Source organism: Methanolobus tindarius DSM 2278, assembly GCF_000504205.1.
In the GTDB taxonomy this organism is placed as follows: domain Archaea; phylum Halobacteriota; class Methanosarcinia; order Methanosarcinales; family Methanosarcinaceae; genus Methanolobus; species Methanolobus tindarius.
In genome coordinates, this window is the sequence record NZ_AZAJ01000001.1 from 2,256,496 (window position 1) to 2,277,638 (window position 21,143).

Consider the following 21,143-nt stretch of genomic DNA (forward strand, 5'->3'; position numbering starts at 1 on the left):
TACAGATACTCACTTATATATTGGGTGGTTTCCTATAGGATACTATGAAAGATTGCACAATTTACAAAACGGTCGATATAGTCGGCAAAAAATGGTCGTTATGCATCTTGCATGAGCTTTACAAAGGTGAACATAAGTGTAAAAGGTTCAACGAGCTTAAAAATAAGTTACAGGATGTGACACCAAAGACACTTTCCACAAGGCTGAAGGAGCTGGAAGAACATGGCCTTGTTGATAAGATCGTTGACGATACAGTGTTCCCTATTAAATCAGAATACAGCTTGACAGAAAGCGGGGAAGAGTTCCTGCATGTGTTACAGAATATAAAGCAGTGGGGCTTGAAATGGCAGTTTGAGAATCCCGAATGTGGTGGCACCAACTGTAAGACATGTGAACTTTGACTTTTAAGAGGATTTATGTATAAGGAATTAAGACGCTCAAAAGAAGACAGGATACTTGCCGGTGTTTGCAGCGGTATTGGTCTTTATACGGGAATAGACCCGGTACTTGTCAGGCTCATATTTGCCGTAGGTACCTTTTTCAGTCTGGGTACCGGAATTCTTATCTATATTATTGCGTGGATTATCATTCCGGAAGAGTAAGACTCTGCGGTAGTAAATAGCTTTCTTGCTATCATTTTTCTCTTTATTTTCATTTTTCTATTCTGCCACAAACAATAAATAATCGGCAGTAAGTGTATTACTTATAATATATAATCGGGGTTCTGTATAATCGTTTCAGGTGGTACTATGTTCATTCAGCGTCCTATAGTGTATCTATCAGTTGTACTAATGATGATTTTTCTTGTATTTTCAGGTTGTATTGGTTCAGACGATGTTCATGAAGAAACAACTGATGTTCTGGATGCCAAACCAGAGGACACCGCAGATAATGCAGCGAAGAACCCGGATAATGATACTATGATTTCCGATACATTAACAATTACAAGTTCAGCTTTTGAAAGTGCTGAAACAATTCCTGCAAAATACACATGTGACGATGAAAACATCAATCCGTATCTGGGAATATCCGGTATTCCGGAAGATGCTGTTTCTCTTTTATTGATAATGGATGACCCTGATGCACCCATGGGTACATTCACTCACTGGGTGGTCTGGAATATTCCGGTTGCCTCTCAAATAGATGAAAACAGTATTCCGGGAGTTGAAGGTAAAAACAGTGCAGGTCAGGCATCATACACAGGTCCGTGTCCACCTTCGGGAACTCACCGCTACTTCTTCAAAGTATATGCACTTGATAGTGAAATTGATTTGGAAAGTGGGACTGAAAGAACTCTTGTGGAAGATGCGATGAGTGGACATGTACTGGCATATGGTGAACTAATGGGTACATATAGTCGCTCATAAACTGTAATTCTAAATCATCCGGATGAAATAATATGAACGAAAAGATGAGAAACGATGCCTATGCCATAATGTCAGAGGCGATTGCAGCGGTAGACCCAAAAGCATGTATTTACAGGTCAGTAGTAAAAAACGGCTTAGAACTGCTCATAAATGGCCGGTCTTATGACCTTTCACTTTACGATAATATCTATATAATCTCTTTCGGAAAAGCATCCATTTCCATGACAAAGGCAATGGAGGAAATACTGGGTGACTCACTTACCAGTGGTATTGCCATAACCAAATATGGATTTTCAGGTCCGTTATCAAAAGTAGAGGTATATGAGGCAGGACACCCAACCCCGGATGATAATAGTATTATTGCCGGAAAAAAGGTTCATGATTTTCTGGAAAGTACCGGTGCAAACGACCTGATACTTTTCCTGATATCCGGCGGTGGCTCGGCACTGGTAACATACCCCCGCAAGGGTATTTCGCTCACTGATATGGCAAAGCTCACCGATGGTCTTATACGCTCCGGTGCAACTATTGATGAACTCAATACGGTAAGAAAACACCTGTGTTCAATAAAAGGCGGTGGTCTTGCAAAAATGGCTTTTCCTTCAGAATCTATCAGTCTCATTCTCTCAGATGTGGTAGGTGATCCACTGGACGTTATTGCGTCAGGGCCAACTGTTCCTGATACATCTACTTACGGGGATTTCCATGAGATTATCGAACGATATAGTATTACGTTGTCACCTGCAGTTGCCGGAGTACTGGAGGATGGCCTGGAAGGTGTTATTGAAGAAACACCCTCATCCGAAGCTCCTGTTTTTGAAAAGACCAGCCATTATCTTGTGGGTAACAATGCCCTTGCACTTATGGAGGCTGAAAATAAGGCTTCTGAACTGGGTTACAATACAATGGTGCTGACTTCATCTGTTATAGGCGAAGCCAGGGAAGTTGCCAAGGTGTTTGCGGCAATTGCCAGGGAAGAAAGAAGAAGAGGTACACCAATTCCTCTTCCTGCCTGTATACTTGCAGGTGGTGAAACCACTGTTACTATGAAAGGCAAAGGCCTGGGTGGCAGGTGTCAGGAGATGGCACTTTCTTTTGCTATTGAAGTCGCCGATCTTAATGATGTTCTTTTACTCGCGGCAGGTACAGATGGCAATGATGGAACCACAGATTGTGCAGGTGCGTATGCCGATGGTGAAACTATTCAAAATGGAAAAAACCTTCAACTTGATGCTCACATGTTTCTTTCCAATAACAATTCCCATGGCTTTTTTAAGGAAACAGGCGATCTGATAAAAACAGGCCCCACGGGAACCAATGTAATGGATATCTACATTATTCTGGTGGATATGTTCTGAAGGCTCTGTAAAAATTCTGTCATTAAAACTTAAAGGCAAGCAGGTTGCTTGTCAGTTTCCAACCAGATATATCACAGGTCATGAATAACTTGAGTGATCCCGAAGGATACGGCAAAGCCGGCGTTTTCCCACAATAAGAAGAAGAGATAATATGCACAATCTCTGGAATAATATTCTTCATAGGGGCATAGGAATGTGCCGCTTTCGGCGGATGGATACTTTGTTTTTAGATTGCAGGTTGTTTTCGTGTAACTGAAAAAACAAAGCTTAGCATTTTCAGAGTTCGATATCGACCTCATACACTTTTTCCGGATTTTCTTTGTGGATCTTCCAGAAAGGCTCTTCTCCGACCTCTTCTGCAAGCTTAAGTGTCCTTCTGGGAATTGTTTTTGGACCAAGCACTGCTCCGGGTCTGTCCGGGTCATCGATATAATCGGTTTCCATCATAAAACGGGTTCCCTGTTCAAGTGCTTCTTCAATGGCACCTTTGCCTGCAAGTACTCCGGGGAATAGCCCGAGTCTTTCGCATACGTCTACAAGCGGTGGAGCATAGTGTTTTACAACCTTATGCATTTTGATTCCGGTTTTTCTGGCACGTTCTGCAATATCGATAAGTTCAGGCTCTCCAACATCTTCTGTGTGTAATTGTACAGCGCAGTCAAGGTCTCGAGCAAGTGTGAAAGCATATTCCATGACCTCGTTGGAAGCGTCCCATATTTCCGGGCTGACCGGATAGTGTGGTCTTCCGCTTTTGAGTCCAACTGCAAGCCCACGATTTACATAGTCTGCTGCAATATCCAGTCCTCCTTTCATGGTCTCAACAGCTTTTGAAAGCTCCATGTATTCCGTGAGTTTTGTTATTTCTGCGGGATGAACTCCAAGAACCGGGAATGATGTGACACCAGTTTCGTTTATTTGTTTTGAGATGTCGACGGTTTCCTCAAAGACTGCGATGTGGTCCTCTGGTTTTGTAACTTTGATACCAAGAGTCCAGCTTGGTTTCATGACAAGGAAAATATGTGTTCCGCCTGTGTTCTGGAACTCTTTGACAGCTTTCAGACCCTTTGCCCTTGGGTCAATGTGCATGTGTTCGTCTGTAATGGGGAAACCTGGTGTCATGGGTGTCATAGTACTCTATATGAGTTTTTAATCTAAAAATGTAGGCGGTCAGGTATATATGCAAATTGTGGATTATATATCCGTATGAACCTGAAATTGTTTTTAAAGCACAGGCAAGTCCAGTCAAGTTTGTTGTCCTTGCTTGGTCAGTTGATAATCATGGTACTTTCAGCTCTGGTAATTGTTTCAGGAGCTGTTACGGGTTTAAGAGCTATCCTGATTTTCATTATAATACTGGGGTTTGCTTACATTTTTGCCATGACACTTCTCAGGCTGAAGACCCTTGCAAAAGTAACGGATTCACCCAAAGAGTCTCGTAAAGCCTGATATTTCTGTTTTTTCAGCTATTTTCTCTTTTTTATTACTTATTTTTTAGTGTATGTTTGTTTTCTGGGTATGAAATATATATGATGTTGCCGTTAATAGAGCAATTTGAATTTTCATATTCATATTATAATTTACGATTTTAAAATTACAATTTGTTAAAATAATGATTGATTTTGAGCAATATTAATTTACAGAGAAAGGGATCAACATGTCACAGGAATCTACAATCATTTATACTAAAACCGATGAAGCCCCGGCTTTGGCAACCAGTTCACTCCTGCCTATTTTGCAGGCTTATGTGAAAAATGCCGGAATCACTATGGAAACGAGGGATATCTCCCTGGCGGGAAGAATCATTGCCCAGTTTCCAGAAAGACTGACAGAGGAACAGAAGATTTCCGATGACCTTTCCGAATTGGGAGAAATGGTCTTAACTCCGCAGGCTAACATTATCAAACTACCCAATATCAGCGCTTCAATTCCCCAGATCAAAGCGACAGTCGCAGAACTCCAGGCTAAGGGATATGATCTGCCAGATTATCCAGAAGATCCTTCTAATGATGAAGAAAAGGCAATCAAAGCGAAATTCGATATTGTCAAAGGCAGTGCTGTTAACCCGGTACTCAGAGAAGGGAATTCTGACCGCAGAGCTCCTAAAGCTGTAAAGAATTATGCGAAGAAACATCCCCATTCCATGGGAGAATGGAAATCCGATTCCAAATCCCATGTAGCCAGCATGACCTCCGGAGATTTCTATGGCAGCGAGAAATCTATTGAAATTGAAGAGGCTACCAATTACAGAATTTTCTTTACAGATGATGCAGGTAATAAAACACTATTAAAAGACAAAGCTCCTCTCCTGGCCGGAGAGATTATTGATGCATCTGTTATGAGCAAAAAAGCTCTTCAGGCATTTCTGGCTGAACAGATAGAAGATGCCAAAGCTAAAGATGTCTTATTTTCTGTTCATTTGAAAGCTACAATGATGAAAGTTTCCGACCCTATCATCTTTGGTCATGTGGTTAAAGTCTTCTTTAAAGATATATTTGATAAATATGGTGATCTGCTTTCAGAATTGGGTGTAAATCCCAACAACGGACTGGGAGATCTCTATACAAAAATCCAGAATCTGCCTGAAGACAAACAGGACGCAATTAAAGCAGATATAGAAGCTGTGTATGCCAAAAGACCGGCATTGGCTATGGTTAACTCCGATAAGGGAATTACCAATCTCCATGTTCCAAGCGATGTTATCATCGACGCTTCCATGCCTGCAGCGATCCGCTCATCAGGCGGCATGTGGGGGCCAGACGGGAAACTGAAAGATATGAAAGCCATAATTCCGGATCGCTGTTATTCTGGAGTGTATCAGGAAACAATTGAGTTCTGCCAAAAACACGGTGCCTTTGATCCATCAAAAATGGGAAGCGTTTCTAATGTGGGACTTATGGCGCAAAAAGCTGAAGAATACGGCTCACATGACAAGACCTTTGAGATGGCTGGCACAGGAAAAGTCCAGGTTATCGATGACAACAATAATGTACTCCTTGAACAGCCGGTAGAGGAAGGAGATATCTTCCGTATGTGTCAGGTGAAAGACGCCCCCGTTCAGGACTGGGTCAAGCTGGCCGTCAACAGAGCCAAAGCAACAGGAAATCCTGCGGTCTTCTGGCTCGATGAGAATAGAGCTCACGACTTACAGCTCATTAAAAAAGTGAACAAATATTTGAAAGATCACGATACCGCTGGCTTGGAAATTTTAATCAAATCTCCTGTTGAAGCAACCAGGTTTTCATTGGGGAGAATTAAAGAAGGCAAAGACACCATCTCTGTGACTGGAAATGTTTTGAGGGATTATCTGACAGACCTCTTCCCGATTTTAGAAGTGGGAACCAGTGCAAAAATGCTGTCTATCGTTCCACTGATGAATGGCGGCGGACTTTTCGAGACAGGTGCCGGTGGCTCAGCACCAAAACACGTACAGCAATTTGTATCGGAAGGTCACCTGCGTTGGGACTCCCTGGGAGAATTCCTGGCTTTAGCTTCTTCTCTGGAACATCTGGGCAACAGTTATGATAATTCTAAAGCTCTGGTTTTAGCAGAAACACTGGATAAAGCTACAGAGCTGGTTCTGGAAAATGGAAAATCACCTTCCAGAAAAGTGAATGAGATCGATAACAGAGGATCTCATTTTTATCTTGCAATGTATTGGGCTCAGGCTCTGGCTGATCAGGAGAAAGATAGCCAGCTAAAAACAATTTTTGAACCTGTGGCTAAAGCTCTGATGGAAAATGAAGAGAAGATTGCCAGTGAGTTGTTAGAAGCTCAGGGCAAAGCTGTGGATATCAAAGGATACTACGCTCCGGATGAGGAGTTGAGATCCCAGGCCATGAGACCTAGTGCGACTTTGAATGGGATTATAGATTATATTTAATTTTATTTTGGAATCAAGAGGAAAACCCCGGTTTCGGCCGGGGCTTTTTAGTATCTAGAATACGTCGAATCTGAGATGAAATAATTTCATCTCAAACATTTATATTTTATGTTCTCTACTTACTTTTCTATTGCATCATTCTCCAAACCAGGCTCTTTTTAGGATTCTGATAAGAAAAAAGTATAATGTTATTTTGCAGTTAATTCACAAAAAAAGAAAAAGATAAAATCCCAAATCAACGATCCGGGATTCCTCAAAAAGCTTGCTTATAATTTCTTCTTTTCGTCATCATTTCTCTTTTTAAGGAACAGGATGAAGAACCCTGCTACAATTAGCAATGCAAGAAGTCCTGCAAGCTTCAATGGTTTACTCTCTTGTTCTTCCCCATTGTATTCTTCCGATACGTCTGTGTCTCCTGAAGAACTTGCTGAGACCACGCCAACCGAATCACCCAGGGAATCTGTATCTATAATGTCAACATTTTCAGTTTCTAATACATCAGCTATTTCTTCTGTTGGCTCCTCATCACTCCAGAAAAGCAGTTTCTTGAGATAATATGGCATTCCATCATCACTGGTAGTCGATGAACTATACTGATAGCTACAGGTTACAGTAAAGGGGGAATATCCCGAAACATTTCTTACAATGAAGTATGAGTACGTTCCGTCATTACCTATGCGTTCAGGAGTATATGCTTCCCACTGTGGATTTGTCCAGTGTCTCAGGTACACGGTATTGACTATTAAAGTACCTCCACCCTTTTCATTAAGCACCCTGAATTCTATACTGCGGTTGTTGCTCTGGTTGTTTACCAGTGTTTCGTTGGTGAAACTAATGTCAAGGTACTGGTATATTGACGAGGTTGAGAAATCAATGCTCGACTCGTTGATAGCAGAAACATTCAGCACTTCCACCCTGACCTGTATGCCGTCGGTGTTGTTACCAGTATTGAAAGATGTTGAAACAATACTGCATGCAAGACCGTTGTCATCAGTGTCATCGTCATTGGTGGTGTTGAAACGCAGATACTTATCACTGCCATTTATTGTAATCGTAGGGGTGGAGTTGATTACCATTGTGATGTTATTCCCACTTTCAGACGATTCTGTAACTGTCCACTGCCATGAACGTGTGTCGGTTCTTCCAATGCTTTCATTACTGGTCAGGACCGAGACATTGTAAATGTCCATGAAGAAATCACTCTGGTTAATGTACTGACTTGTGTTTATCAGGCAGTAGGAAATCATGGATGAATCATTTGTATTGTTGTACAATGTTGCTCCTGTTTCATTTACAGGATTTCCGTCGATGAGCCATACAAAGCTGGAATAAAGTGTGCTCTGTATACTGAAGTTCAGTTCTTCTCCATATGCAGATATTGCTGATGAATTTTCAGGTGAGTAAGTGTAAACCGGTTCCTCTGCACACCTGACATTCAACAGGCTGGAAGATGTACCATTGCTGTTTTGAACAGTAAGGTTTACCGTGTAGTTACCGGATATGAAAGTGTGTGTAGTGTTGATGTCAGTTGAATTCGTACCATCTCCAAAGTCCCAGTTCCAGCTTTCCACAAGTCCTGATGAGTTGTCAGTGAAATTGACTGTAAGAGGACTTATTCCTCTGGTTGCATTAGCACTAAAATCTGCAATTGGCAGGATGGAAACATTCATCAGAATATCTCCGGTTGTGTTTATATTTCCAGCAATGTCTATGAATGTACAGTTGTAGGTCATATGACTTACCAGCGTACCGGAATTGCTTGCAGGAATATCGATTGTCCATGAGTAGTTTCCTGCACTTGCGTTCATCTGGTATTCGTTTCCATCAACAGTCACATTATAGTTTACTATTGTTGAATAATCAGTGACGTTCAGTGAAAGAAGGACACTATCTCCGGTGTTTGCAGCCACGGGCATATTTGTCCATGAATATACAGGATTTGATTTGTCAACCAAAAATACGTTAGATGTTGAATAGTTTATATTGCTGGTATTGTCAACTGCTTTTATGTGAAGATACCAGTCACCATCATTCTGATCTGCTGTAAGTGTGTCTCCGCTGTTAAAAGGAGTCCATACAGACACATTGGATACATTGGAGTCCAGTGTCCAGGAATAAGACAGTTCATTGATGCCTGATACCGTATCAACTACTGTTACAACGGTACTGTGACTCTGGTTGTATGTGCTGTTACCATTTTCATTGTAATATGTTATAGGCAGACTGTTGTCCAACTTGAAAACGTCTGATACAGAGTAATTGATATTTCCGGCATTATCGGTTCCACGTGTATGGAGATACCAGTCACCGTCAACTGAATCTTTAGTCAGTGTTCCAGCATTTGCAAAAGAAGTCCATGATGAAACAGAACTCACATCCGCGCTCTGTGTCCAGGCATAAGCCATCTGTGAGATGCCTGCAGGTGAATCTGTTCCTGTCACTGTGGAACTGTGGCTGTTAGCGTAGGTGCTGTTACCATTTGTCCCATATGCAATTACCGGTGGAACAGAGTCGATAGTAAATGTAACATCACGAGCCGATGAATTATCCTGGGTATCAGTAGCATATACGCGGAACATTGCACTTCCAGTATTGTCTTCCGGAAGAGTAAATGCCATACTGTTGGTGCTAAGCAGGTTTCCTATAAGTGACCATGATCCGTTGTAGAGCCACAGGTTGTATTTTACGCTGTCACCTTCAACATCTGAGGATGTTCCCCATGACACAGTCATTGAGCTTCCACCCTTCTTTATCTGGCTGCTTGTTGGTGATGTGAATACTCCTGGGGTTGTCGGCGCATCATTTACTGAAGTCACGCTCACAGTAACTGTTGTTGATAGTTGTGGTGCTTCATCTCCACTCATTCCACCATATTCAAGAAGGTACCCACTCAGTGTTGTAACTGTATGGGGAAGGTCATTCCAGGTACCGTTGTTTGTTGAATACATTTGGCCAGCATCCTCGTTATTTCCCGAGTCGTTTGGTTCATTGCCAGTACCCAGTGCAGGTCCGTTCCATTTGTTATATTCACCTGATATTGCTGAGCCTGTATAACCATCTCCGTCATAGAACTGTCTTCCAGCTCCTCCTTCCTCAGTTCCTTCAGGACCAGTGACCCAGCGCCATTCTCCTTCGACAGCAGCGTCACTTGCACCCATCCATGCATCAGCCTGTATTTTTTCCATTAGGAAATTATTTTCTTCCTCTGATGTGATGGTTGCAAGATATCCTTGTAGTCCTTCCATGGTCTTAGTATCTGCATTTGTTTTTGCTGCTGTCCATGTTGACAAGTAGGATACATACTCGTAGTAATGTCCTGTATCTTCAAAATATAGTGTATTTCCTCCTAGGACAAAGGTAATCTTTCGGTCTGCAGTGTTTGGCTCCTCGTTAGTATTCTCATATCTGACATTTCTAAAGGCTGCTTGATATGCAGCTGGAGTTGTGGCAGCCGAAGTAAGTGTCAGTACTCCTGTTGAGGTGTCAAAAGATCCTGATATGCCATTTGTAGTGTCATATCTCAGATAGTCCTGTCCGGAGACATAACCATCTCCTATGTAGACTTTAGCTGATGAATAAGTAGACTCACTACCGGTGATGGTTAGCCCTGAGTCTATATACATGTCATCGTTTTCAGTATAAGTTGCAGTGCCACTTGAAGCACTTACAGTCGTTGCTGCCTGTGCAGCAGATGTTAATACGGCACAGGATATAAGTAAGAAACATATCATGAAATACAATCTGCGCATAAAATCCTCTCTCATTGAATAGTGTAATTGTTATGTTTTAGTGCCAAAGTGATTGGTTTTGCTTCAAGATGGCATCGATCAACAATGTATAAATATAATTTAATTAATTAACTTTAATAATCTATTATATATTTAATATTTTTGAGAGATGAGTTCTACTATGTTTCATTAATGTCTTCTTATAATCCACAAATTGCAGATTCTTACTATGATGTACTAATTCAGTCTGCCAAAAAAATGAAAATACAATTTTTGATGAAATTGCTAAAGTTGTGAGCAGAGTACTCAAAATCTTTAATGAACTTTAAAAATAGTATAACCGCTGCCAACAGGCAGCAGCTTCAAAAAAAGAATTAGTCTATTGTATCGTGCATACGAGGTTTGATCTCGTTGCTTTTTTGCCCCTCATCAAGATTTTCATCCTCTTCCATGTCCTTGCGGTGCATATCCTTGCTGAGCATCTGGTTGAACATGAAGTACTTCTTCACGTATGCCATGATCTCTTCATCGGAAATGCAGGAAACCCTCTTCTCGTCGTTGTAGAGTTTCTGAATTTCGGCCTGGATTGCTCTGAGGCGTTTGTCATTCTTGTCGATCTCGATATTAACTTCCATGAGTTCGTTCAGTGTTTCCTGGACTTTGTACCTAAGTACTTCGATTCCAGAAGAATCACCAATGAGGAAAATCCTCTTTCCACCAACGATTTCAGGTGGATATGGTTCGTAGGTGAACGGATTCTTGATAACACCGGCGGAGTGGATTCCTGATTCGTGTGCAAATACGTTGTTACCAACAACAGACTTATTCCTTGGTATACGGATGCCGATTTCATCCTGCATGAATTTTGAGAACTCTACAATAGAATCAAGATTGTACTTGTCGAATCCCTCGATACGCCTTGCAAGGAATAAAAGCAGTTTTTCCATTTCGGCGTTACCTGCTCTCTCACCAATACCAAGGAATGTCACATTGGACCAATTTGCACCGTGCCAGTATCCTGCAATGGAATTGGCAACAGCAAAACCAAAATCATCATGACAGTGAGTCTCGATATTTTTAACATTGAGCTCGTCCTTCAGGTATTTAGTGATCATTGGAATTCCAAAAGGCTCGTCAACACCTTCAAATGGTATTCCAAATCCAATGGTATCACATACACGGATAGTACAATCAGGGTCTATGTCCATTATTTTCTTAATAAGAGGGAATGTGAATCCATAATTGTCTGCACGGGTCATATCTTCGATGTGAGCCCTGGTGCGGAGTCCGTGATCAACTGCATACTGGAGTGCATTGAGGTATTTTTCCTCGGCTGCCTCACGGGTAAGCCCCATCTTATCAACGATATGAGGATCAGATACTGACATAAGGACACCGGTTTCCTCAATGCCGTCAATGTTAAGGACCATATCAATATCAGCAGGGTTTGCACGTGCCCATCCGGTTATTTCCGGGAATTCGTATCCCTGGTCCATCATGAGCTTGATGGCTTTTCTGTCCCTTTCGTTATAGACAAAAGTCTCAAGTTTCTCTATTCCTATACGGTGCAGGTAGTTGTATATCTGAAACTTCTGCTGACTCTTCATGACAATACCAGGCATCTGTGCCCCATCCCTGATAGTGCTGTCACTTATTGATACTTCCTGCCCCAGTGGTAATTTTATTTTTGGAAGATCATCATAGTCCTTGTATATTTTCATTTGAAACCTCCTTTTCAATTCGAAAGCTCCAGAGCTTTAATTAGTGTATTAGTTTAGAAACGAGTCGGTATCAGTACCCTAATAAAATGTGTCCGCCCTGGATAATCATTATTATTGAGTGTGAATTGTACTCTTAATATAGCTGCACTCCTACTTAAAACATCGTTTCTATATATCTTAGGAGGATCATTTTTTCCTCCCGGCAAAACTAAACCTTTAAATCTTTATATTTTAAAAGATTACATGATTCATATGTGGAGCATATTACTCAGGAAGTTCGAGAAATACCCGGCCCAGCAAAAGGTGCTGAAGCTTCTTTTTGAACGTGGTTTTCAGGTAAGTGATGAAGGAAAAGTTACCTCAGGCGCCATTGAAATAGCACACACGCAACTTGCCAGGGAAGCAGGTGTTGACAGGCGTGTTGTAGATTCCACAACAGAGGTCATACTTTCAGATGATCAGCTAAAAAAGATATTCCAGAATGTAAAATCAATTCCTTTTCTTCGGGATGTCGCCCCTCTCATGGGACAGGGTGTCATTATCATAACCCCGGACGATGCTTCTAACAAGGGAATTATCTCCGAAGTCTCCACAGTTATCGCACAACAAAATATCAGCATCAGGCAGGCTGTGTCAGATGACCCTTTCTTCACAGACGAACCCCGGCTTACAATAATCACCGATACAAAGGTCCCCGGCAGCATCATTGAGGAACTGCTCAAACTGGATTCTGTAAAAAGCGTAAATATCGCTTGATATTTCAGAGAACAGCCTTTGCAAAAGCCCTGAATATCTTTAACATATGCACCGATTTAGATGGGTGCAGCATCTTTTTTATCAGTATTGAAGGATGGTCCATGTCACCGTAGCGTGTTATGGTGTCAAGAATAGCAGGATTGTTCATCGAAGCTATGAGCTCGTCCATCTCTCTATCCCCGAGTCCTGCTGCAAACCTGTGAATTCTCATTCCCATTGCAAGCTCTTTTCCAAGTTTTGCTCTCCACTGTTTATCGTATTCAGAAAGGAATGATGCAGAACTGTTATTTTTCTCTGCAGCCTTTGCAGCAATTTCACCGGCAATTTTTGCACACACAGCTCCGGTATAGATTCCTCCTCCTGATGTGGGTTTAACCTGCCCTGCTGCGTCACCGACTATCATTACACCGTCTGCATATGTCTTTTCAAGAGGTCCAAGTGGAATTCCTCCCATAACAAGGTCAAGTTTGCCACCACCATATCTTGAAGCAACATGCTGATTCTTTGTCAGGAGATTTTCAAGAACCTGATGCGCTGACAGTCCACATATGGGATCAACAGCCATACCCACACGGGATATGCTTTCATTTACAGGCACAGTCCATCCAAAGAATCCGGGAACCTGTGACCCAATAAACAATTCAACAAAATTGGTGTCATCACTGCGGTAAGGAACTTCTGCCTGAATTCCCGGCAGCACTTCTGTAACATTTCCAAGTCCTGACCATTTTGCCACCTGGCTCCGAACACCGTCAGCACCAATTACAACTTTGGTTTTCAGAATATGTTTTTCTCCGTTCTTTACAACTGAAACCTTCTGTTCATTTTGTGAGTTTTCAATACCTGTAACTCTTGAGTTAAGCCAGAGGTCAACATCTTCTTCAACAGCCTTCAACGCAAGTTTTCTGTCAAAAATCTTCCTTGAGACAACATAGGCTTTGGTTTTTTTACCGTCAATGGGCAGGTAATCCCCATGCATTGGGTGAATAAATGCACCTCTTACTGAGTTCAGGATGGAACTATCCGAAGGGGCAATTTCACACTCATTGAGAGCTCTTGTACTTAGAAGTCCGGTGCACCCAACCGGAGTACCTATGAATGCGTGGTCTTCCAGTATCAGTGTTTTTGCGCCGTTTATTGCAGCATATCTTGCCGCCACAGAACCGATTGGTCCTCCTCCTACAACAATAACATCATATTCCGTCATTTTCACTTAAGTTCAAGTACTATTTCCAGAACCTCGCGGAAACTGTTGAGTGTTCTGTCAGGTTCGTATTCACCTGATGTCCTGTCTATTGCGCTGTTGCGATCTCCATATGCAGCATATGCTGCCATCATGCCCAGTTTCTTTGAAGGAGCAATATCCCTTCTCAGGCTGTCACCAACAAAAAGTGTTTCAGGAGCATTAAGTCCCATTGTTTCAAGAGCATGTTTGAAAGGTGCAAGATCCGGTTTTTTTGCGCCAGTCATATCATGGGCTGTAAGTGAATGTATCATTGCTTCCATACCTGTTTTTGCAAGCCTTTTCTTTGCATTATCGCTGTTAGCGTCAGTGACAATTCCAAGGGGAAGGCCGAGTTTATTTAGTTCTTGTAGTGTTTCCCTTACATCTGGATAGAGCCTTATGTTGTTAATCTTGTGAGTTTCGTAGATGCTGACACATGTCTGGTAGTTATCAGCAGCATTCATGCCGTTGTCAAGCATATAGTCCCTGATATTCTCCGGGTGTTCAAAACCGTGGGTTTCCCTGCGGAAGTACTCAAACAGCTCTTGCGGGTCACCTGCACCAAGAAAACTGACAACTTCAGTACAGGCTACCATCTTCGCTTCCACAAAGTCGAAGAGGGTGTTGTCCATATCAAAAATAATGCCCCTTAAATTCATTCCCATTTCATCCATTATTTTATTATTCTATGCTCTTGTTCTGGATTTAATGCTGTTTTTCTACTTATAATTGGGTACTATTGAAACATAATTGCAAGTTCGTTTTCAATATCTTCTGCCATAAGTGGGGAATATCCGTGTGTGCTTGCGTTAATCGGGTAAAGTGCTTTTGGATCTTCTGCCTTATCATAAGTACGAAGTGCAAGTTCATACGGAACAATGCTGTCATTTATGGAATGCAGCATAACAAACCTGCGTGGGCTTATCATTCCCAGATAGGTGTCAGGGTCAATTGACCTGTAAAAGAGATAGGCATCCATGTCAACAGTTTCATCAACGACTATGGAACCAGTATCATAACCACTTGTGCTGATTCCAATTACTCCTTTTATTTCCGGATCTATTGCGGTTGCTATTATTGCAAACCTGCCACCATTACTAAGACCAAGCATTGCAATGTTGTCATCATCAATTTCAGACTGGTCAGCAAGAACATTTGCAGCAGCAAGTGCGTCATACACCATCATGTATTCCACAGGTTCTGTCCCATTCATGTAAAGTGCCATGTCACCCTGCGGGTCAATTCCTCCAAGATTTCTCTGATCCAGTGTTATGGAGGCGTACCCGAGTGATGAAAGCAATTGGGGTACTGCTGTCTGCTGTTCTTTTGAGACTCCTGCTCCTGGAAGAACTACAACACCAGGAATATTTGTAGCCGATTCCGGAATCCTGATAAGCCCTGCAATTTCAGAACCACGGCTTTCAAAACTGACTTCCCTGATAGTTTCCTTATCGTTAGCTCCGGAAATGTCATTTGAGCTGTAATCCACATCTGTTATTTCAGGATATGAGAGTATTCCTTCATCTGAAACAGACCACTGTTCATCATCGCCTGAACTATATATTATTCCAATAGCTCCGGCTACCATGAGTAGTATTCCCAGTGCAAGCGGGAGAAGTTTGACATTCATCTTATGCTGTTTAGTTTCAGTCTTTCTTTTTCCTTTAGTGGTATGTTTCTGACTCATGGGATCGCCGAAATGATTTTGATAGAATGGGAGTTATGGGAATTATTGCTCTAATATGACGAACCTGCCGGGACTCGAACCCGGGTTCTAAGCTCCGGAGGCTTAAGTGATATCCGCTACACTACAGGTCCGCATTTGCTTATAATTTTGAACTTAAACTCATTTTGCATGTTTCTCATTGGAGATAAATATGCTGTTGATGTGGAATTATTGTTAATTTGTTACTGCTGTTTAATGTATGATATATGCTGATTTGTTTTAGATTTTCACATAAATATAGATTATTAGTCAATATACGAACGTTATTTTTAAATATCACAATTGTGTATTAGGTATCATCACAATTGTGATTTGGCTAAAATAGCCAATAACCAGGGCATTGGCACGGCAAAACATTCTCCTGTAAAGTAATGCCGTCCGGTTCGAATCCGGATCCTGGCTTGAGGTTTAACCTCAAATCCCTAGCAGGAGTCTTCCGGCTCCTGCAGAAAAACGTTTACTTCAAAAACCCTGCGACAATACCCCTTTATTTTATTTTTTTCAAGAAGGTAAAAACATGAACGTAATACTTCCAAACGGTGATATCCAGGAACTGGCCATGGGTCCCTTGACAGTAGTGGAATTACTGCAACATCTGGGCATAAGCCTGGGTGAAGTTCTGGTATCTAAAAATAAATGTATTATCCCGGAAGACAGCATTCTCGAAAATGGAGATAATGTACGAATAATGCAGGTTATTTTTGGAGGCTGAAAGCTCCGATAACTCAGGTTTCAGATAAAATGTCAAAGGGCATTAATTGTCATTAGCACATTCCTGACCTTCTTCCCTAAGTTGCCTGCATATTCCGCATATTCTTGAAGCAAGGTCATCAACCTTGTTTGCTTTCATATCTTCAGCAAGTTCACGTATAGATACCTTCACATTCTCTTCAAGCACAATCCTGTAGCCTCTCTTTTTGGACAGGTATTGTGAAACAGCAGATGGTGCCATATCAAGTTCCTTGGCAATTTCCTGTTGCGACAGTCCGCAATTCATAAGTTCTTCTGCGATGGCTGCTCTGATGGCAGGCAACACGTCCCAGACGATCATCTGACATGGTAATTTCATAGGCATCCCTTTAATTATTTATTTTCAAAACAAAATCTCACAATTGTGAATATGTTTTTTATATTTAATATCTTTTATTGATTTGTCCAATAATATCCTGCACAGAGCATGATAGAATTCCAAATGAAGTTACAGTTTTTTAATTTTCCAGCATCCAGGTCTCCAAACCTCTGGACTTATATTATTTGACAACTTATGATGCATAGTGCACATTCTGTTATTGAGAATTAATCTACATTGAAAGGTTTGTTCTATGTTAAGCGATGATGAACTCGAAAGATACAGCAGGCAGATTATGCTTTTTGGCAAGGAAGGTCAGAAGCGCTTGAGTGATGCTACTGTATTTGTGGCAGGTGCCGGTGGACTTGGCTGTCCGGTTGCGTTGTATCTTGCAGTTGCGGGAATAGGCCATTTGAAAGTTGCAGATAAGGATCTTGTGGAACAAACGAATCTTAACCGTCAGGTTCTGCACTGGGAACAGGACATTGGCAAAGAGAAAGTCATTTCTATAGAGGAAAAAATCCTGCAGATAAATCCTCACGTAGAAATTCAGACATTTCACCTGACAATTGACGAAACAAATATCATGGACCTTGTGGCTGATGCAGATATAATTGTTGATGCCATGGATAATTATGAGGTCCGCTATTTTCTGAATAAGGTTGCCCATGAGAAAGGAATTCCCATGGTTCATGGCGCAATTCGTGGTTTTGATGGTCAGGCAATGACGATCATCCCTGGAAAAAGTGCATGTTTTAATTGTGTATTCCCATCTGAACCGCCATCGGAGATATTTCCTGTGATTGGCACGACCCCTGGTATAATTGCCATGATACAGGCTAATGAAGTCATTAAATACCTGCTTGGGACCGGTAAGCTTCTGACAAACCGCCTGCTAATATGGGATGGTCTTAATTCTGAAATGGATTATATGAAAGTGTCAAAAAGACCGGATTGTAAAATATGCGGTAAATAATAATCCTTCTGGTGCCAGGTTTGTTATTGAGCTGGCTGTTGCAAAACCAAAAGGCAGCTTAAATGCATAATTCGTTTTTATGGCCTCTTGTAAACTGTCTTATTGTAATACTTATATATTATAACCTCATTTTTATAATAGGTTTTGTGTAATAAATGCGGAGATTACTTTGTGGGTTTACGAAATAGATATGATAAATACTCTGAAGCAACTGTTGTAGCTCTGGCTCTCCTGGCTTTGTATCTTATTAGTCTTGAAAGCTATCTTTTATTTCATAGTATAGTTGAAGTAGCGAGTATAATAGTCATTGCTGCTGTTTTCCTGATTGCATGGAATTCCAGAAAATATCTGAAGAATTCATATCTTTTGTTCCTTGGGATAAGTTTTTTCTTCGTATCATGGATAGACTTCCTGCATATAATTAGCTATAAAGGAATGGGTATTTTCCCGGATAATAGTGCAAACTTACCAACTCAGCTATGGATAGCTGCAAGATACATGCAAAGTATCTCACTTTTGATTGCTCCTGTTCTTATGGGCAAAGAAATCAATTACAAAAAAGTACTTATTGCCTATTTTGCAGTCACGTCACTAATTATTTCTATAATTTTTATGGGTTATTTCCCTGATTGCTACATTGATGGAAGTGGTCTTACCCAGTTCAAAGTTATTAGTGAGTACATTATATCCCTGATATTGCTTGTTTCAGCTATATTGCTTCACAAACATAAGGATGAATTTGACAACAGGGTTTACAGTTTGATTATGATTTCTATCGTTCTCACGATATTTGCGGAACTGGCTTTTACCTTTTATATAGATGTCTATGATTTTTCAAATCTTGTCGGTCACTATTTTAAACTTCTTTCGTTCTATCTAATTTACAAGGCTATAGTCGTTACAAGTCTTTCAAGACCATATGACTTACTTTATCGGGAATTGAAGATGAGGGAATATGATCTTATTAAAAAGAAAAAAGCCCAGGAAGATCTGCTGGAAGCACTGGGTCTGGTAAATCAGATACTCAGGCATGATATTCTAAATGATCTAAACATTATTTCCCTATCGATTGAAAACCTCAAAGGAAGAATGTCTGAAAAGGAACTTGATTTCTCGGATAAGGCTGTGAACCATAGCATTAAACTTATTCGTGAGATGAAGGATTTTGAGTCACTTATGTATATCAGGGAACTTGTGACAGTTGATCTTCGCATACTTGTAACTGAAGTTTCCCAGGAATTTCCGGTAAAGGTAAATATACATGGGTATTGTTCGGTAAAAGCGGATAGTGGCTTGCATTCAGTAATAGGCAACATTATACAGAATGCTGTTGTTCATGGTAAAGCAGAAATTATCAATGTGTCAATGGAATCAAAGGAAGATTATTGCGAACTCAGGATTTCTGATAATGGCAGTGGAATACCGGATAAGATTAAAGGCCGGGTGTTTGATGAAGGATTCAAGTATGGCAAGTCCGGTCACACGGGTCTTGGACTTTACATTACAAAAAGGATAGTTGAAAGATATGGTGATATATCTGTAGAAGATAATCACCCTTCCGGAACAACTTTTATTATTAGATTTTATAATATTGAGACCGGTATTGAAGATAAAGAATAATCAAATCAGAAATAAAAAAGAAATTCCCAGTGGATGGGAACTTATTTGCTTTTACTCTTCAGCTGCTCTACCAATCGCTTTTACAAGTGTGAGCATAACTCCCATGCCTTTCTGGAAGTCTTCATCACCCATCTCTTTTATTACGCCTGTGAGGCCTATTTTTGGAGGGTTAAGAATTGCTTTATCAAGCTCAGGATCCTGTACTGCTCTTTCCATTACTTCTATCAGGTCAGTACACATGATGGCATTTGTAAGCTTCAGTACAGTGGATGTGAGATCTGCAATTCCATGGGCTGTCTGGTCATTAATGTAATCCTGCAATATTCTTGCTGTTCGGATAAGGTCTAAGACTGCTTCAACGTCGCCTGGTCTGATTTCGACACCTGATATCTGGTTCATAAGGTTTTCATCACTCATTTTCTCATCTCCTCAGAACAGTCCTTTTACACTGATGTCCCAGTGTATGTGGTAATACATGCGGTACAGGAACCACCCCATTTTGGTAGTTGAGAATGCTTCCGGTGGTTTGGAATATTTCCATGTGGCGATGTATCCTCTACCCGGGGTGGCAGGAGTTTCAAGTTCTGTAACAAGTGGGCATCCCGTTTCTCCTTCATAAGGTGTCTGGATTCCATTTCCATGTATGTCATTCTTAAGACTCTGGCTAACTGCAATTGCCTGATAGTGGGCACCTATTCCGGTTTTGAGGATGTCTGCCGGTCCAAGGTCTCCAAGGACATAGACATTATCATGGTTGCCTGCAGGTCCACGGTATTGTAGTGTGGCTTTATCTGCGGAAAGCCATCCTTTTTCGTCCGTAAGTCCGGCATCTATCAGTACTTGTGGTGCTTTGTGTGGTGGAACGGTTATCAACAGGTCATAGTTGACTTTCTCTCCACTTTTTGTCGTAATTTCCTTTCTGCTTGCATCTACATTTGAAAGTGGAGAGTTTCTCAGAACTTCAATACCCTTTTCATTCATCTGGGATGTTACAAATTTATTGAATTCTGGTGGTCCTATTGGTTCCATAGGCCATACAAGTGTTAATTGTACGTCATCTCTAACTTTTTTGACGTTGCGCAGGTAGCTTTCCAGCATAAATGTAAATTTAACCGGTGCACCGGGGCAAGGTACAGGCATTGAGGCAACAGAGACTACGACTTTTCCCTTTTCTATATTTTTAACAAGGTCTCTCACCTTGAAGGCGTCATCCATGGATGTGTAGAAAGTGTTCAAATCATCTGTAAGTCCGGGAACAGCATCAGGATCTGCTCTGCATCCCATGGCTATAACAAGATAGTCGTAAGTATATTTTTTATCACTCTTGACTGTGATCTCTTTGTTTTGAAGATCAACGTTCATTACTTCCCCGTCAGCTCCGAAAAACGCTTTGACTCTGGGGCTGATAAGTTTCTTGCGGGGTCTTGTGATATCTTCCGGGGTATAAAGTTCAAAAGGAATGAAGGTGAACCCACCCTGATTTATATTTGTGTCATTCTTGTCTAGAATTGTTACTTCTAATTCATCTTTTGCAATTTTGTTTCTAAACTCTCTTGCCAATATGTTAGCCACTACCGATCCGGCGTAGCCCGCTCCTAAAATCAATACCTTCTGTGTCATTATATTAAACCCCATATTTTTTATGAGTTACAGGTTTACATATATTTTACGGTACTGATAATTTTATCCAGTAGTATTTAAGTAAATGGAAGAACTT

The 21,143-nt window shown here is 41.1% G+C and carries 19 protein-coding genes and 1 tRNA gene; 10 read left to right on the forward strand and 10 right to left on the reverse strand.

Going from position 1 to position 21,143, the window contains the following annotated elements; translation table 11 throughout:
* Window positions 1-44 precede the first annotated feature (44 nt).
* The 4 genes from METTI_RS10890 to METTI_RS10905 all read left to right on the forward strand — a co-directional run bounded on the left by METTI_RS10890 (window position 45) and on the right by METTI_RS10905 (window position 2,725).
* Window positions 45-401 (forward strand): winged helix-turn-helix transcriptional regulator, encoded by a 357-nt coding sequence (locus METTI_RS10890; protein ID WP_023845876.1) that lies wholly within the window; start codon window positions 45-47, stop codon window positions 399-401.
* Window positions 402-416: 15 nt separating this feature from the next.
* Window positions 417-602 carry a PspC domain-containing protein gene (locus tag METTI_RS10895; protein ID WP_023845877.1) on the forward strand — a complete coding sequence of 62 codons (186 nt, stop codon included), beginning with the start codon at window positions 417-419 and terminating at the stop codon, window positions 600-602.
* Between the two features lie 147 nt (window positions 603-749).
* Window positions 750-1,367, forward strand: coding sequence for a YbhB/YbcL family Raf kinase inhibitor-like protein (locus METTI_RS10900; RefSeq protein WP_023845878.1), 618 nt, complete (start codon window positions 750-752; stop codon window positions 1,365-1,367).
* A 32-nt stretch (window positions 1,368-1,399) separates the two neighbouring features.
* Window positions 1,400-2,725, forward strand: a complete 1,326-nt coding sequence (locus METTI_RS10905; protein ID WP_023845879.1) for a glycerate kinase type-2 family protein — start codon at window positions 1,400-1,402, stop codon at window positions 2,723-2,725.
* A 276-nt stretch (window positions 2,726-3,001) separates the two neighbouring features.
* On the opposite strand, the gene METTI_RS10910 is transcribed toward METTI_RS10905, so the two are convergent.
* Window positions 3,002-3,844 carry a TatD family hydrolase gene (locus tag METTI_RS10910; RefSeq protein WP_023845880.1) on the reverse strand — a complete coding sequence of 281 codons (843 nt, stop codon included), beginning with the start codon at window positions 3,842-3,844 and terminating at the stop codon, window positions 3,002-3,004.
* 84 nt (window positions 3,845-3,928) lie between these two features.
* Here METTI_RS10910 and METTI_RS15835 point away from each other — a divergent pair, with 84 nt between their 5' ends.
* The gene (locus METTI_RS15835; RefSeq protein ID WP_023845881.1) at window positions 3,929-4,171 is read left to right on the forward strand and encodes a hypothetical protein; all 243 of its coding nucleotides are present in this window, start codon (window positions 3,929-3,931) and stop codon (window positions 4,169-4,171) included.
* Between the two features lie 208 nt (window positions 4,172-4,379).
* On the forward strand, window positions 4,380-6,605 hold the full coding sequence (locus METTI_RS10915; protein WP_023845882.1) for an NADP-dependent isocitrate dehydrogenase: 2,226 nt from the start codon (window positions 4,380-4,382) through the stop codon (window positions 6,603-6,605).
* Between the two features lie 266 nt (window positions 6,606-6,871).
* Here METTI_RS10915 and METTI_RS10920 read toward each other — a convergent pair whose 3' ends face one another.
* On the reverse strand, window positions 6,872-10,354 hold the full coding sequence (locus tag METTI_RS10920) for a PKD domain-containing protein (RefSeq protein ID WP_023845883.1): 3,483 nt from the start codon (window positions 10,352-10,354) through the stop codon (window positions 6,872-6,874).
* Window positions 10,355-10,707: 353 nt separating this feature from the next.
* Window positions 10,708-12,054: a homocitrate synthase/isopropylmalate synthase family protein gene (locus tag METTI_RS10925; RefSeq protein ID WP_023845884.1), complete on the reverse strand. Its 1,347-nt coding sequence runs from the start codon at window positions 12,052-12,054 to the stop codon at window positions 10,708-10,710.
* Window positions 12,055-12,306: 252 nt separating this feature from the next.
* Here METTI_RS10925 and METTI_RS10930 point away from each other — a divergent pair, with 252 nt between their 5' ends.
* The gene (locus METTI_RS10930) at window positions 12,307-12,810 is read left to right on the forward strand and encodes a regulator of amino acid metabolism, contains ACT domain (protein WP_023845885.1); all 504 of its coding nucleotides are present in this window, start codon (window positions 12,307-12,309) and stop codon (window positions 12,808-12,810) included.
* Window positions 12,811-12,814: 4 nt separating this feature from the next.
* On the opposite strand, the gene METTI_RS10935 is transcribed toward METTI_RS10930, so the two are convergent.
* The 4 genes from METTI_RS10935 to METTI_RS10950 all read right to left on the reverse strand — a co-directional run bounded on the left by METTI_RS10935 (window position 12,815) and on the right by METTI_RS10950 (window position 15,853).
* Entirely contained in the window at window positions 12,815-14,017 is a 1,203-nt protein-coding gene (locus METTI_RS10935; protein WP_023845886.1) for a geranylgeranyl reductase family protein, read from the reverse strand.
* Between the two features lie 2 nt (window positions 14,018-14,019).
* A complete protein-coding gene (locus METTI_RS10940) occupies window positions 14,020-14,709 on the reverse strand; it encodes an HAD family hydrolase (RefSeq protein WP_245596112.1) in 690 nt (229 codons plus the stop codon).
* A gap of 62 nt (window positions 14,710-14,771) precedes the next feature.
* Window positions 14,772-15,722: an alpha/beta hydrolase gene (locus tag METTI_RS10945; protein ID WP_023845888.1), complete on the reverse strand. Its 951-nt coding sequence runs from the start codon at window positions 15,720-15,722 to the stop codon at window positions 14,772-14,774.
* A gap of 59 nt (window positions 15,723-15,781) precedes the next feature.
* Window positions 15,782-15,853: transfer RNA gene (locus METTI_RS10950), tRNA-Arg, on the reverse strand.
* Between the two features lie 425 nt (window positions 15,854-16,278).
* On the opposite strand from METTI_RS10950, the gene METTI_RS10955 reads away from it, so the two are divergent.
* Window positions 16,279-16,473 (forward strand): MoaD/ThiS family protein, encoded by a 195-nt coding sequence (locus METTI_RS10955; RefSeq protein ID WP_023845889.1) that lies wholly within the window; start codon window positions 16,279-16,281, stop codon window positions 16,471-16,473.
* A 42-nt stretch (window positions 16,474-16,515) separates the two neighbouring features.
* Here METTI_RS10955 and METTI_RS10960 read toward each other — a convergent pair whose 3' ends face one another.
* On the reverse strand, window positions 16,516-16,830 hold the full coding sequence (locus tag METTI_RS10960; RefSeq protein WP_023845890.1) for a transcriptional regulator: 315 nt from the start codon (window positions 16,828-16,830) through the stop codon (window positions 16,516-16,518).
* Between the two features lie 253 nt (window positions 16,831-17,083).
* Between METTI_RS10960 and METTI_RS10965 the strand changes: the two genes are divergently transcribed.
* On the forward strand, window positions 17,084-17,806 hold the full coding sequence (locus tag METTI_RS10965; RefSeq protein WP_023845891.1) for a HesA/MoeB/ThiF family protein: 723 nt from the start codon (window positions 17,084-17,086) through the stop codon (window positions 17,804-17,806).
* Between the two features lie 171 nt (window positions 17,807-17,977).
* Window positions 17,978-19,426, forward strand: a complete 1,449-nt coding sequence (locus METTI_RS15235) for an MASE3 domain-containing protein (protein ID WP_023845892.1) — start codon at window positions 17,978-17,980, stop codon at window positions 19,424-19,426.
* Window positions 19,427-19,477: 51 nt separating this feature from the next.
* On the opposite strand, the gene METTI_RS10975 is transcribed toward METTI_RS15235, so the two are convergent.
* The gene (locus tag METTI_RS10975) at window positions 19,478-19,843 is read right to left on the reverse strand and encodes a DUF1641 domain-containing protein (protein ID WP_023845893.1); all 366 of its coding nucleotides are present in this window, start codon (window positions 19,841-19,843) and stop codon (window positions 19,478-19,480) included.
* 12 nt (window positions 19,844-19,855) lie between these two features.
* Entirely contained in the window at window positions 19,856-21,046 is a 1,191-nt protein-coding gene (locus METTI_RS10980; RefSeq protein ID WP_023845894.1) for an NAD(P)/FAD-dependent oxidoreductase, read from the reverse strand.
* Window positions 21,047-21,143: the final 97 nt, after the last annotated feature.